This is a genomic window from Sphingomonas sp. H160509 (assembly GCF_024124765.2).
Classification (GTDB): Bacteria; Pseudomonadota; Alphaproteobacteria; order Sphingomonadales; family Sphingomonadaceae; genus Sphingomonas.
In genome coordinates this window covers 2,919,353-2,932,402 of sequence record NZ_JAMXSR020000002.1, presented here as the reverse complement: position 1 = coordinate 2,932,402, position 13,050 = coordinate 2,919,353, and the positions used below count along the sequence as shown (strand labels likewise).

Below are 13,050 nucleotides of genomic sequence, written 5' to 3'. Positions count from 1 at the left end.
ACGCGTATGGCTGGCGGCATGAGCGGGCAAGCGACAATATCCGGGAGAGGCCCCCCGACGCCGACACGATCGAGGCGATCGCGCGGACGACGATCGCCAGGTTGCCGCAGCAGTTCGCGGAGCATCTCGGCGACATCGTCTTCGCGGTCGAGGAATTCGCCGACGACGAGACGCTGGCGGCGCTTGGGCTGGAACACCCGCTCGACCTGTCGGGGCTTTACCACGGCCGTCCGCTCGGCGAGAAATCGTCGATGGACGTCGCGCCGATGCCCGACCGCATCGTCCTGTACCGCCGTGCGATCCTGGAGGAATGGATCGAGACCGGGGTGCGCCTCGACGATCTCGTCGCGCATGTGACGATCCACGAGATCGGCCATCATTTCGGCCTGAGCGACGACGACATGCACGCGCTGGAAGACTCCGCCGAAGATCGGGCCGCATGAGTCTCGCGTTTCGCGACGTAGCGTGCGTGCGGGGTGGAAGGTTGCTGTTCTCGGGTGTGTCTTTCGACCTCGAGCCGGGTGATGCAGCGGTCGTCACCGGTCCCAACGGCATCGGCAAGTCGAGCCTGATCCGCATCGCCGCCGGCCTGCTCGCGCCGTTCGAAGGCGCCGTAACCTGTGACGCGGACAAGGCGTTGCTGACCGAGGCGAGTGCGCTCGACTCGGACCGCACGCTCATCGACGCGCTCCGTTTCTGGGCCGCGTTGGACAATGCGCCCGCCCCCGATACCCGGATCGCCCAAGCGCTGTCCGCACTCGATCTCGACGCGCTCGCGGGCATTCCGGTCCGCCTGCTGTCGACCGGGCAACGCCGCCGCGCGGCGATCGCGCGCGTTGCCGCCAGCGGGGCGCCGGTCTGGCTGCTCGACGAACCCGCCAACGGGCTCGACACGGTGTCGGTCGCGCGACTGGAAACGCTGATCGCCGGGCACCGCGCCACCGGCGGAATCGCGCTGGTCGCCACGCACCTGCCGCTGGCGATTCCCCACGCGCAGGAAATCGCGTTGTGATCGCGCTGATCCGCCGCGATCTGCGCCGCAGCGTGTCGAGCGGTGGCGCGACATTGGTGGTCGCGTTCTTCCTGCTGGTGGCGACGCTGTTCCCGTTCGCGATCGGCCCCGACGCGGCGCTGCTCGCGCGGATCGGCGGCGGGGTGATCTGGACCGCGGCATTGCTTGCCGCCTTGTTGCCGGTCGAGCGCCTCGTCGGTCCCGATCTGGAGGCGGGGGTGTTCGACCAGTTCGTCGTCCGCGGGATGTCGCTCGCGCTGGTCGCGCTGGCGAAGACGATCGCGCACTGGCTGAGCTTCGGCCCGCCGCTGATGCTCGCCGCGGTGATCGCCGCTGGCCTGCTCAACCTGTCGGCCGACACGCTGCTGCGCGTTGAGATCGGCCTGCTGATCGGTACGCCCGGCCTTGCCGCACTCGCGGTCGCGACGAGCGCGCTGGTCGCGGGCGTGCGTGGCGGCGGCGCGGTGACGGGCCTCGTCATGCTGCCGCTCGCGGTCCCGTTGCTGATTTTCGGAGCGGGATCGCTAGACCCGGCCGGCGGCGCGGGCGCGGTGAAACTGCTCGCCGCGGTCAGCCTCGTGCTCGTCGCGGGCGCACCGTTTCTGGCGGCGGCGGCGATCCGCGCGGGCATGGACTGAGGCGATGAGCATGACGGACGAGCAAGCCGGCCCCATACGCGTCGGGCTGATCGGATACGGGTTCTCGGGCAAGACCTTCCATGCCCCGTTGATAGCATCGGTCGCGGGGCTCGAACTTCGCGCGGTGTCGTCCAGCGATGCCCGCAAGTTGCAGGCGGACTTTCCGGGAATGGTGGTCCACGCCGATCCGCACGCGCTGATCGCGGCCAAGGACATAGACCTCGTCGTGATCGCGACGCCGAACGAGACGCATGCACCGCTCGCGAGGGCAGCGATCGCGGCGGGGAAGCATGTCGTGATCGACAAGCCGTTCACGCTCGACCTCGACGAAGCGCGCGGGCTTGTCGCACTGGCGGAAGATCGGGGCCTGCTGCTGTCCGTCTTCCACAACCGGCGCTGGGACAGTGATTTCCTCACCGTGCGTGCCGCGATCAACGCCGGTATCGTCGGTGACGTCACGCATTTCGAATCGCATTTCGATCGGTTCAGGCCAGACGTCCGCGACCGCTGGCGCGAGCGGTCGGGGCCGGGCAGCGGCGTCTGGTACGATCTCGGTCCGCATCTCGTCGATCAGGCATTGCTCCTGTTCGGCCTACCGGACCAGGTGCAGGCCTCGATCGCGACGCAGCGGCCGGGCGCAATGACGGACGATTGGGCGCACGTCGTCCTGTCCTATGGCGAGCGCCGCGTGATCCTCCAGGCGAGCATGCTGGTCGCGGGCGGCGTCGACCGCTTCACCGTGCACGGAACCGCTGGCAGCATGACGAAGCGATGCGCCGACCGACAGGAGGCGCAACTTCTAAGCGGAATGCGGCCGGGCGACGCGAACTGGGGCGAGGATCCCGACCCGCTCGTGATCCACGTCGCCAACGGGCAACGCGAACAGCGCGCGCTACCCGGCGATCAACGTCATTATTACTTTGGCATCGCGGCGGCGGTTCGGGGAGCGGTGAAAAATCCGGTCGCGCCGATCGAAGCGCTGGCGGTGATGGCGGTCGTCGAGGCGGCGTTCCTGTCCGCAAAGACCGGCGCGACGACGGCATTGGCGCTGACCGATCGCGAGCGGGACGCCGCAGCCCACGCTGTTTCGTCCGCGACTGTACAAATCTGAACGATCCGTCCCGGCGCCGCGCGGGTATCGAATGCGTCGCTTCCGAAGCACCGCCGGTCGTTTGCCGATCCGGATCTTCTCTGACAGGATCGCGACGTGCCCGACCCCCTTCACCATGGCCTCAACCAATCGCGGTGGCCCAAGCGGATCGGTCGACTGATCGATGCGATCTGCCTGGTGGCGCTGATCGTGGTGATCGTCACGGTCATCTACGGCTTCTGGCTGCGCGCGATTTGGGCAAATGGCTGTTACCTGGCGGTTGCGGTCGCGGTGCTGGGCGCGTTCGTCATCCTGATCGGCCTTGCGCAACAGGCGATCGCCGCGCGCGACGTGGCGACCTGGCGCGACATGGCCGAATGGCAGATCCGCGCGGCGCGGGCGGTGGCGGGACAGCCCGGCGCGACGCAGGCGGACGCCGACGACGAGATCGAGGCGAATGCCGCCGCCTATTAAGAAATCCTGATCGGGTCGCTAATCGCGCATGCCGAACAGGACGAACGGAGCATCGTCGATGAGCGGTGATCCGCATCTCGAACTCGGCGAAAGCCTGACGCGGTTCCTGTCGCACTGGCTGGCGGCGATCCTGGCACGTCACCCGGTCATTCGCCGGCGGTAAGCACCGGGCGATGCTTGCGCTTGCGACGGCGGAGTTCGCGCATCACGTCGTCGCCCGCCTGCTTGACCGGCGCCGTCCGCTTGTCGTCCATCGTGCAATAATGCGCGAGCGCGACCACGAAGAAGAAGATCGTGCGGACGATGCCGTCGCGCTCGAACAGGCCGCTCTCGGTGATGTTGTGGCCGATGCAGAACATCAGCATCGCCGAGATCAGCGCGCCCCGCCCCTTCGCGACGTCGGCGCTCGCGAGCAGCCTTCCCAACGGCCACACCGCCATCGCGAAGACCATCAGCAGTACGCCTGGAATACCGACCGTCACGAGCTGGTCGATATACCCCCGAATGGCCGACGGTGATCTTGGTGACATAGCCATGGCCGCATTCGAACACCGGGCGGCTGCTCTCGATGTCCAGAACGACCCGAAGCCTGCGCCGAGCAAGGGATGGTCGCCGGCATAGTTCAGCAGCGCCCCCCAGATCTGGCCACAGCCGTAAATGCCTTTGGCTGGAGGAAGTTGGACTGGACCATGTCGGCATAGGCGCGGGTCAGGAACCAGAAAACCGATCTAACGATCATCAGGATCGGGATGATGTAGCGACGCAGGCGGATGCTGACCGTCTCGAAGACGATGCCGCCGACCGAGGCGAGCACCACCATGCCGCCCGACGTCTTCGACTGCAACCGGAACAGGAAATATCCCGCCACCAGGATCGCGAAAATGCGGATCATCGGTCGGATCCGCTTCGCATCGAACAGGAACATGATGATGCACAACGCACACACCGCGCCGGCGAAGTTCTTGTGGCCGAGGAAGCCGCGCCAGTTGCCGATCAGTGCCATCGCCTGTTCTTCGCCCTCAAAGTGAATGCCTACCATCGGATCCATCACGACCACGAGATACGAGATCAGGATCGCGGCGAGCAGCGAATAGCGAAGCAGGTCGACGTCCAGTTGATCCCCGCCGTGCCGGACAAGACTGAACACCATCCACGCGACCAGCGTCGTCAGGAATATACGGTGGAATGCGTTAACCGGGTCGAGAGCCCAGGATACGCTGATCCAGCACTATGCGAGCGCCAGCAACATCGGCCAGGTGAACGCGACCAGCGACTTCGGACTCGCCGAGGGACGGATCGCGAAGATCGTGCCGGCCAGGATCGCGAGATAGCCGATCTGTCGTACGGCGCTCCCGTCGCCGCCATTGCCGCCCTCGACATTGGTCATGATCGGACCGGAGCATCACCAGGGAATCAGCGCGATGATCGCGATCCGCAGCGGCATCAGGCGATCGCCGACGCTTCTCAGCATCGGCGCGTCGTCGTCCGCACTGCCCTTGCCGAGCTTGGCAAGCCAGTCGCTGCCCGAATAGGCTTCGGCCTTCGACAGCGCCTTCGCGGTCCCGCCCATGCCGGAGGATCGGGTCGCGCGTTCGGATCGGTTCGTGCCGTCGGGACCTGAAAGCATGCAGAAACTCTCTCGATAGAATGCATCGCAGCTACGACGCGTGCCGAACAGGTTGCGCGATAGCTATCGACGCGGCCGACGATACGCACGCGACCGTCACCCGAGGTCTGACCGCCGCGACGACAGGAATCCAGCCGTCAGCGCCCGATGACATCTTCACTGTGCTTGCTTTGTTCATGCTCGGAAACTTGAATTGCGAGGAGTCAAAATGAACCGATATTCACCCGTTCGCGCTTCCAATGTCGATTTTTACAATTTAATTTGCTGAAAACGTATCTAGATGGTTGAACCCAAAGTCGCACGCCGTTACGGCGTCCGCGGACAATGGAGTATACTATGGCCGAAGATACCACCGACCTGAATGCCGTCGAGCTGGCAACAGAACTGACGATCGCATGGCTCGGCAACCCGAATACCCGGAGTTCGGCTGATGACGTTCCCGCGTTTCTCGGCAAGATGCATGAGACCGTCGCGACGTTGCTCGGTACCACGATCGAAGCTGCTCCGGTCGAAGCTGCCGCGGAATACACGCCTGCCGTAACGGCACGCAAATCGCTCGCGTCGAAGGATCACATCATCTCGATGATCGACGGCAAGTCGTACAAGACCTTGCGCCGTCACCTCGCGACGCACGGCATGACGCCGGCCGAATACCGCGAACGCTACGGACTGAAGCCCGATTACCCGATGGTCGCCGAGAACTACTCGGAGAGCCGTCGTGCGATGGCGAAGAAGATCGGCCTCGGACGCAAGCCCGGCCCGCGCAAGACGGATTCGACGCCTGCCCAGCAGACGACGACCCGCAAGCGCAAGACGGACGCTGCCGCCGCCGCTGAATAAGCGACGCAGCGAGTGACGACAAAAAGGACTGGCGCCTTGCGGCACCGGTCCTTTTTGTTGCGCGTACCGTGGGAACGCGGCGGCGTTACTTGGCGAAGATCCCACGCCTGTAAAGCAACGTGATCGCGACGCGGCGATTGCGCGGGTCGGCAGGATCTTTTACGATCAGCGGCTCGCGGTCGGCGACGCCCCTCGATCCGCTCGAACCGTTGCTCGGGCGTACCACCCGACAACAGCCGCCGCCGCGTCGCCTCGGCGCGCCCCGAAGACAGCATCCAGTTGTTCATCGCACGCGGGTCGCCATACGGCACGCTGTCGGTATGGCCGCGGATCATGATCGGGTTCTGCATGCCCTGCACCGACCCCGCGATCATGCCGATCAAGGCCGACGCTTCCGGATCGAGCGCGGTCGTGCCGAGGGCGAACATCGAATAATCCGCGTCGTCGACCAGATCGATTCGCATGCCGTCCTGCGTCGGCACGAAGCGGACATGATTCTGCAGCCGCGACAGCCTAGCGTTCCCGGAGATCTGGCCCAGCACGCGCTTGCGCAACGCCGCGAAGTTCTTCTGGTCTTCCTTGGTCAACGCATCGCGGCTCTTCAGCGAACCCTTGGGCCCCGTCCCCGCCGACGGCCCGCCGAGCCCTGCATCCGGGATCGCAAGCTGAGCCATGCTGGTCTGTCCTGGCTTCGGCCCGATGCGATTCTTGTCGAGGATCGATTCGCCGCCGAACAGCCCGCCGCCGCCGATGCCCAGCGAGCGTGTGTTGAGGATGGTCGGCGCGAAGTAATCGGCGATGCCCTTGCGCTGCTTCTCGGTGGTCGCGCCGACGATCCACAGCAACAGGAAGAACGCCATCATCGCGGTCACGAAATCGGCGTACGCGACTTTCCACGCGCCGCCGTGATGGCCGCCATGCGCCTCGATATAGATCTTCTTGACGATGACCTTGGGGGGCTGGTTCGTACCGTGGGGCGCGCGCGGCGCCATGACGTTACTTGCCTCCCATCTTACTTGCCACGAAGCCCGTCGAAGACTTCGGCGAAGCCCGGCTGGTTCTTGTGCGCGATGCCCGAGCGCGCGGCCTCGATCACCAGCGGCTGCGGATGACCGTGTAGCGAGGCGATGATGATCTGCTTCACCACGTCGTAGATCGAGGCGTCGGCATCGAGCACCTGCTTCAGCCGGTTCGCGAGCGGCGCGACCATGCCGTAGGCGAGCAGCACGCCCATGAACGTCCCGACCAGCGCCGAGCCGATCATCGCCCCTAGAATTGACGGAGGCTTGTCGATCGAGCCCATCGTCTTCACCACGCCGAGCACCGCGGCGACGATGCCCAGCGCGGGCAGCGCGTCGGCGAGACTGGCGAGCGTGCCGTGCGCAGCCTCTTCCTCGTGATGATGGTTCTTGATCGAGTGATCCATCACCTCTTCGACCGCATGCACGTCGAGCGTACCAGACGACACCACGACCAGGCGCAGCGTATCGGCGATGAGGTTAATGAGCGCCTTGTCCTTCAGGAGCTTCGGATATTCGGCGAACACGGCGGAAGACTGCGGATCCTCGACATGCGGCTCGAGAGCGATTGGCCCGTCCATCCGCAGCATCTTCATCAACCTGCTGGCGAGGAAGATGACGTCGAGAAAATCCTGCTTCTTGTATTTCGGACCCTTAAAGACCTTGCCCAGGCCGGCGCCGAGACCTTTCAGCTCCTTGCCCGAATTGCCGATGATCAGCGCGCCGGCGGCGGCGCCACCGATGATCAGCATCTCGTGCGGGATAGCCTCCATGACGGGGCCGAGCGCGCCGCCGGTGAAGGCGAATCCGCCGAACACCATGACGAGCAGGACGACGATGCCGATGACCGGAAACATGGTGTTCGAAATTCCCCCAGGGCCAACAGCGGCACTTACGTCGCCAGAGAATTAACCGGATTTGGTAGCCAACCGGTTACCAGATGCGCGCCTGCGCAATTAAATACGGTCAGCGAAGATAATCGAAGAGCGACAGCGCCGAGAGCTTCGAGAAGCTGGCCTGCGTCGCCGACAGTATCGTCATCGTCTTCTGCAACTCGACCACCGCCGTCGGGATGTCGGTGTCCTCGAGCGCGGAGCGAGTCTCTTCGCGGTCCACGCCGGTATCCTTCAACCGCGCCGCCTCCAGATCGACTCGCGCCGCCCGAGCGCCAAGAGACGACTGGACCATCGACACCTGATCGGATGCCGCACTGATGTCTTCCAGCGAGGTACCGAGCGCGCCCGGCGTGTAATCGTCGGATTGCAGCGCGGTCGCGATGGCGGCGAGCATTTCCAGGGTGTTGATACCGCCATCAATGCCGCCTTCGGCGTTGGCTTTGCCGCCGACGGTGAAGATGCGCGCGGCGGTTTCGTTCGCCTGGATGCTCTGGCCGTCACCGATCGGGATACCCGATACCGGCTTTCCGGCGAGCGCGTAGGTGCCATCCGCGGCGACCGCAGGCGCTCCATCGGCGCCTCCGAACAACGCCTGGCCGCCGGCGTCCTTGGCATTGGCGAGATTGGCGAGCGTCGCGACGATACCGGCGAGCTGGACCCCGATCGCCTTGCGGTTCGCCGGGTTGAGCGTGCCGTTCAGCGCCTGCGTCGTGAGCTCCGCCGCGCTCTGCAACTGATCGGTGATCGCGGTCAGGCTGGTATCGGCCTGCGTCAGCACCGATGCGGCAGTATCGAGGTTCGCGGCATACGCCTTGTCGTTCGCGGTATCGCGCGCGAGCCCGGCGAGCCGCTGATACGCGACGCTGTCCTGCGACGGCGCGGAGAACCGCTTGGTGCTCGCGATCTGCGTCTGGAGCGCATCCGCCTTGCCGGTAAGCGACGCCATCGTGCTCGCGGCACGATCGTAGAAAAGGCTGGTGGCGATCTGCATGAGCGTTACCGTAGATCGAGGATGGTCTGGAACGTGTCGCGCGCGGTCTGGATCACGCGACTCGACGCCTGATAGGCTTGCTGGAAGCGCAGCAGGTCGACCGCCTCGCTATCCAGGTCGACACCCGACGAAGAGGCCAGCGACGCGACCGCGCCGTCGCGGATCGCGCCTTGCGCATCGGCAACCGTCTTGCGCTGTTCGAGCGCGGCGGCGTTGCCGGCGATCAGCGTGGTGGTCCTCGTTTCGAACCCGCCGCTGGTCCGAAGCGCCTGCAAGGCGGCGAGGTTGGACGCGTCGCGCACGCCGCCGGTCGCGCCCGCCGCGGCGATCCCGCGCGGATCGGTCAGCGAGACGGAAATGTCGGCGGGACGGGTGCCGGTCTCGAAGAGAGCGGCGCCTGGGTTCCCGCTGAGATCGCGGCCTTGCGCCTGGACCGCGTTGACCTGGGTGGTGAAGTCGCTGGCGATGCCATTGAGCGACCCGCGCACCGCGGCTATACGCTGCGCGCCCTCGGCCATTCCGGCCAGTGCGCCACCCGTTGGTGACAAACCGGTCGTGACACCATCGCGGATGACCGCGAACTGCACCGCGCCTTCGTCGTTGCGCGCGAACGACGCCTGTCCGCTCTGGTTGCCGACGACGAACACCGTGCCGGTCGTGCCACCGAGCCGAACCGTCGCGCGCCCGAGGTCATCGAACGCGGTGCTGACGTCGGTCAGCGTGCTCATCTGGTCGAGCAATTGATCGCGCTGGTCGGCTAGCTGCGCCGCGCTGGACGATCCCGGCGGCGTCCGCGCGAGCCCATCATTGACCTTGGCAAGCGCGGTACCGAGCGAGTTGAGCGACTGGACCGCCTGCGACGCGGACGAATCGAGTTCGGTCGCGGCGGTATCGAGTGCCTTGCCGGTCGCGGCAAAGGCCTGGGCGGCAGTCTTCGCCGCTTCGAGCATGACCGCGCGCGCCGGTACGGAGGTCGGGTCGGCCGACAGGGTCTGCGCCGAACTGAAGAAACTGGTGAGGCGATCGCCGAGCTTGTTGTCGCCGAGCGACGATCTCGATCCGGCTCATCCAGGCGACGCTGGTCTCGGTCTTGCCGAGATCGGTGCCCGCCGAGCGAACCGCTTGCGATCGATACGCGTTGGCACTGCGACCCACGCCGACGACGATCACGCCGCTGCCGGTCGCCGAGTTGCGCGCGTTGATCCCGCCATTGACCGAGGAGACCTCAGCCAGCGTCGTCGTGCGCCGCGTATAGCCGACCGTTCCGGTGTTCGCGATGTTCTCCGACACCGTCGACAACGCGGTCTGGTAGGCGCGAACGCCCGAGGCGCCGATCGAGAGGAGATCGCTCATGGCGGCGAGTCTGCAGCAGTCTGGTTAAGATCGGATTGCGATTTGCTCAGAAAATCGGTCATCGCCTTGCCGATGCCGAGCGGCGTGTGCTCGGCCATCGATTTGGCGACCAACCCGTCCTGCATGTCGGTGAAGGTATCGATCGCCTTCGAATCGAACAGCGGGTCGGCAAGTTTCGCCTGCCGCATGCTCTTCAGCATCATGCCGGTGAAGACCGCCTCGAACTGCTTGCCGGCCTTTTCGAGATTGTCCTTCGACTTGAGGCGGCTGGTGTCGGTCGAGATGCCCGTCGTCGAAGCGGCCGTCGGCGAGAGGGGGGCGTTGAGCGGGCTCACAGGACGATCAACTCGGCCTTGAGCGCGCCGGCTTCCTTCAGCGCCTCGAGGATAGCGACCAGATCGGCCGGCGAAGCGCCGATCGCGTTGACCGCCTTGACGATGTCGGCGAGCTTGGGGCCGGGGTTCAGCAAGAACATCGGGCGACGCTCCTCCCTCGACCGCGACGCGGCTGTTCGGGGTGATCGCGGTCTGCCCCTGGCTCAACGGGGCTGGCTGGCTGACCTGTGGCTTCTCGTCAATCCGCACCGTCATTTTGCCGTGGGTGATCGCCGCCGGCCCCACGCGGACCGCCGAGTTGATGACCACGGTGCCGGTGCGCGCGTTGACAATCACCTTGGCGGACGGCTCGGCAGAGACGACGTCGAGATTCTCGATCGTCGACATCAGCGTCGCGCGGATATCGGCGCCGATCGGCGCGCGAACTGCGACCGAGACCGCGTCGATCGCCTGCGCGCTGCCGAAGCCCAATTTCGAATTGATCGCGCCGGCGACATTCTGCGCGGTGGTGAAATCGGCACGCGCGAGGTTGAACGTGAGCGTCGGCGCGCTGTCGAACCCGGTCGCGACCGCGCGTTCGACGGTCGCACCCTCGGGGATGCGGCCGGTCGACGGTACGTTGACGACGATCTTCGACCCGTCCGCGCCCTCTGCACCAAGCCCGCCGACCGCGAGATTGCCCTGCGCCATCGCATAGATCTGGTTATCGGCCCCGAGCAGCGGGGTCATGATCAGGCTGCCGCCGCGGAGCGACTTGGCCTTGCCCATCGAGGCGACGGTGATGTCGAGACGCTGGCCGGGTTTCGCGAACGGCGGCAGTTCGGCGGTGATCATCACCACCGCTGCGTTCTTCATGCCCGGATTCGCGGACGGCGGCAGCTGCAGACCGAAGCGCGATGCAACCGCCTTCAACGACTGCACGGTGTATTCGAGATTGTCGTCGCCCGTGCCTGGCAGGCCGACGACGATGCCGTAGCCGGTCAGCTGGTTCGAACGGATACCCTGGAACCCGCCGAGATCCTTGATCCGGTCGGCCGAGGCCGGCGCGGCGATCAGGAGCGATGCGAGGAGGGCGGTGAGGAGACCTGCAAATAGACGAGACACGATCGTTAGTCCTTTACCGTTCGTGCTGAGTAGCGACCGAGTAGGCGCGCAGGGGCGTATCGAGGGTACGTATCGAAGCACCCGCAGCGCGCCCCAACCTGTCCTTCGATACGAGCCCTCGATACGCGCCTCCGGCACTACTCGGTCTCTACTCAGGACGAACGGCTGGGTGTTGCGCATCAAAACGGGCTGACGACGGAGAAGAAGCGGCCGAGCCACCCCTGCCGGCCGGCGCGGGCGACGTCGCCCTTGCCGGTGTACGAGATCTGCGCGTCGGCGACCCGCGTCGACAGCACGCGGTTGTTCGCGTCGACGTCGGCGGTACGGACGAGGCCCTTGATCTTCAGGAACTCATCGCCGCGGTTGAGCGTGACGCGCTTCTGGCCCTGCACCAGCATCGTGCCGTTGGGATAGACCTGCGCGACGGTGACGCTGACTTCACCCGACAGCGAGTTCGCCTGGTCGGCGGCGCCGGTGCCATTGAAATTGCGCCCACCGCTGATCGTCGCATCGCTCTTGCCGAACAGGTTGAGCGCGCCGGTGGTAGGCGGCGTGATGCTCGCCCCGCCGTTGCTGTCGAGCTTCGAACCCGACGATTTCGACGCGGCGGTGCGCTCGACCAGCACGATCGTCAGCGGATCGCCGACCTTCCGCGCCCGCCAGCCTTCATAGAGGGCCGCATAGCCATCCTGCGCCTGGAAGATCGAGCCGGTCGCGACGACCGGCACCGTCACGACCGGCAGGGGGCGCGCGACCGAGAAATCCTCGGGCGGTGCCTTCTTGCCGAACAGGCTGGCGTCCACCGGGGACGCGCCGAGCCCGGCGATGAGGAGCGTGCCGGCGAGCGCGGCGATGGGAGCGTTGCGCATCACGATCAGATGTTCTGGTTGACGTATTTGAGCATGTCGTCGGTCGCCGAGATCATCTTCGAATTGACCTCGTACGCGCGCTGCGTCTCGATCATGTCGACGAGTTCCTCGACGACGTTGACGTTCGACGCCTCGAGCATACCCTGCTTGATGTTGCCGCGACCGTCCTGCCCGGCGACGCCGACATTGGCGGCGCCGCTGGCGGCGGTCTCGACGAGATAGTTGTCGCCGGTCGCCTGGAGCCCTGCGCCGTTCGGGAAGTTCGCAACCTGGATCTGGCCGATCTGCGTCGCCTCGGTCTGGCCGGGAACGGTCGCGGACACGGTGCCGTCGGAGCCGACCGTGATCGCGGTCGTACCCTCGGGGACCGTGATGCCGGGCTGCACCTGATAGCCTTCGCTGGTAACCAGCAGGCCTTCCGCCGAGCGCGAGAAGTTACCGGCTCGGGTATAGCCGAGCGTGCCGCCGGGCATCTGCACCTGGAAATAACCGTCACCATCGAGCGCGAGATCGAGGCTGTTGCCGGTCGTCTGCATCGCACCCTGCGTGTCGATCCGCGCGGTACCCTGGAGCCGGACGCCGGTGCCGAGGTTGAGCCCGGTGGCGTATTTCGTCTCCGCGGTGCTCTGCGCGCCGGGGGTCGTCACGGTCTGGTAGGCGAGCGCCTCGAACGCCGCACGGTCCTTCTTGAAGCCGGTGGTGTTCACGTTGGCGAGGTTGTTCGAGATGACGCGCATGCGGGTATCCTGGGCGTCGAGCCCGGTACGCGCGATATGCATGGCTGCGGATGACATTCGTCGGT

General features: G+C 65.7%; 16 protein-coding genes and 3 pseudogenes. 6 read left to right on the top strand and 13 right to left on the bottom strand.

Annotated features, from left to right (window positions below; genetic code table 11):
• Positions 1-38: 38 nt before the first annotated feature.
• From NHF48_RS16240 to NHF48_RS16220, 5 genes are all read left to right on the top strand, one after another.
• A complete protein-coding gene (locus tag NHF48_RS16240; RefSeq protein WP_253072461.1) occupies positions 39-443 on the top strand; it encodes a metallopeptidase family protein in 405 nt (134 codons plus the stop codon).
• Positions 440-1,012 carry a heme ABC exporter ATP-binding protein CcmA gene (ccmA, locus tag NHF48_RS16235; RefSeq protein WP_253071692.1) on the top strand — a complete coding sequence of 191 codons (573 nt, stop codon included), beginning with the start codon at positions 440-442 and terminating at the stop codon, positions 1,010-1,012. The genes NHF48_RS16240 and ccmA overlap by 4 nt, the downstream gene beginning before the upstream one ends.
• Complete coding sequence (locus tag NHF48_RS16230; protein WP_253071691.1) at positions 1,009-1,650, top strand: heme exporter protein CcmB; 642 nt, start codon at positions 1,009-1,011, stop codon at positions 1,648-1,650. The genes ccmA and NHF48_RS16230 overlap by 4 nt, the downstream gene beginning before the upstream one ends.
• Positions 1,651-1,660: 10 nt before the next feature.
• Positions 1,661-2,761, top strand: a complete 1,101-nt coding sequence (locus NHF48_RS16225) for an oxidoreductase (RefSeq protein WP_263816910.1) — start codon at positions 1,661-1,663, stop codon at positions 2,759-2,761.
• Positions 2,762-2,857: 96 nt separating this feature from the next.
• Positions 2,858-3,214, top strand: a complete 357-nt coding sequence (locus NHF48_RS16220; protein WP_253071689.1) for a hypothetical protein — start codon at positions 2,858-2,860, stop codon at positions 3,212-3,214.
• 146 nt (positions 3,215-3,360) lie between these two features.
• On the opposite strand, the gene NHF48_RS16215 is transcribed toward NHF48_RS16220, so the two are convergent.
• The 4 genes from NHF48_RS16215 to NHF48_RS16200 form a co-directional block, all read right to left on the bottom strand.
• Entirely contained in the window at positions 3,361-3,696 is a 336-nt protein-coding gene (locus tag NHF48_RS16215; RefSeq protein WP_263816909.1) for a hypothetical protein, read from the bottom strand.
• A 140-nt stretch (positions 3,697-3,836) separates the two neighbouring features.
• Positions 3,837-4,361, bottom strand: coding sequence for a hypothetical protein (locus NHF48_RS16210; protein ID WP_253071687.1), 525 nt, complete (start codon positions 4,359-4,361; stop codon positions 3,837-3,839).
• Positions 4,362-4,442: 81 nt separating this feature from the next.
• Positions 4,443-4,601 carry a hypothetical protein gene (locus tag NHF48_RS16205; RefSeq protein WP_156362231.1) on the bottom strand — a complete coding sequence of 53 codons (159 nt, stop codon included), beginning with the start codon at positions 4,599-4,601 and terminating at the stop codon, positions 4,443-4,445.
• A 15-nt stretch (positions 4,602-4,616) separates the two neighbouring features.
• Entirely contained in the window at positions 4,617-4,841 is a 225-nt protein-coding gene (locus tag NHF48_RS16200; protein ID WP_253071686.1) for a hypothetical protein, read from the bottom strand.
• Between the two features lie 336 nt (positions 4,842-5,177).
• Here NHF48_RS16200 and NHF48_RS16195 point away from each other — a divergent pair, with 336 nt between their 5' ends.
• Positions 5,178-5,681, top strand: coding sequence for a MucR family transcriptional regulator (locus NHF48_RS16195; protein WP_253071685.1), 504 nt, complete (start codon positions 5,178-5,180; stop codon positions 5,679-5,681).
• Between the two features lie 218 nt (positions 5,682-5,899).
• On the opposite strand, the pseudogene NHF48_RS16190 reads toward NHF48_RS16195, so the two are convergent.
• The 9 genes and pseudogenes from NHF48_RS16190 to flgG all read right to left on the bottom strand — a co-directional run.
• Positions 5,900-6,673, bottom strand: a pseudogene (locus NHF48_RS16190) (flagellar motor protein MotB); the annotation flags it as partial.
• A 20-nt stretch (positions 6,674-6,693) separates the two neighbouring features.
• Positions 6,694-7,557 carry a flagellar motor stator protein MotA gene (gene motA, locus NHF48_RS16185; RefSeq protein ID WP_253071684.1) on the bottom strand — a complete coding sequence of 288 codons (864 nt, stop codon included), beginning with the start codon at positions 7,555-7,557 and terminating at the stop codon, positions 6,694-6,696.
• Between the two features lie 109 nt (positions 7,558-7,666).
• A complete protein-coding gene (locus tag NHF48_RS16180; RefSeq protein WP_253071683.1) occupies positions 7,667-8,587 on the bottom strand; it encodes a flagellin N-terminal helical domain-containing protein in 921 nt (306 codons plus the stop codon).
• Positions 8,588-8,592: 5 nt separating this feature from the next.
• Positions 8,593-9,576, bottom strand: coding sequence for a FlgK family flagellar hook-associated protein (locus tag NHF48_RS26120; protein ID WP_446741218.1), 984 nt, complete (start codon positions 9,574-9,576; stop codon positions 8,593-8,595).
• Between the two features lie 301 nt (positions 9,577-9,877).
• Positions 9,878-9,940 (bottom strand): annotated as a pseudogene (locus tag NHF48_RS26115) (hypothetical protein); the annotation flags it as partial.
• Complete coding sequence (locus tag NHF48_RS16165; protein ID WP_253072459.1) at positions 9,937-10,128, bottom strand: rod-binding protein; 192 nt, start codon at positions 10,126-10,128, stop codon at positions 9,937-9,939. The pseudogene NHF48_RS26115 and the gene NHF48_RS16165, both read right to left, overlap by 4 nt.
• Before the next feature lie 143 nt (positions 10,129-10,271).
• A pseudogene (locus tag NHF48_RS16160) lies at positions 10,272-11,379 on the bottom strand (flagellar basal body P-ring protein FlgI).
• 179 nt (positions 11,380-11,558) lie between these two features.
• Positions 11,559-12,248 carry a flagellar basal body L-ring protein FlgH gene (locus NHF48_RS16155; RefSeq protein ID WP_082452973.1) on the bottom strand — a complete coding sequence of 230 codons (690 nt, stop codon included), beginning with the start codon at positions 12,246-12,248 and terminating at the stop codon, positions 11,559-11,561.
• 5 nt (positions 12,249-12,253) lie between these two features.
• Positions 12,254-13,042, bottom strand: a complete 789-nt coding sequence (flgG, locus tag NHF48_RS16150; RefSeq protein ID WP_107963448.1) for a flagellar basal-body rod protein FlgG — start codon at positions 13,040-13,042, stop codon at positions 12,254-12,256.
• Positions 13,043-13,050 lie beyond the last annotated feature (8 nt).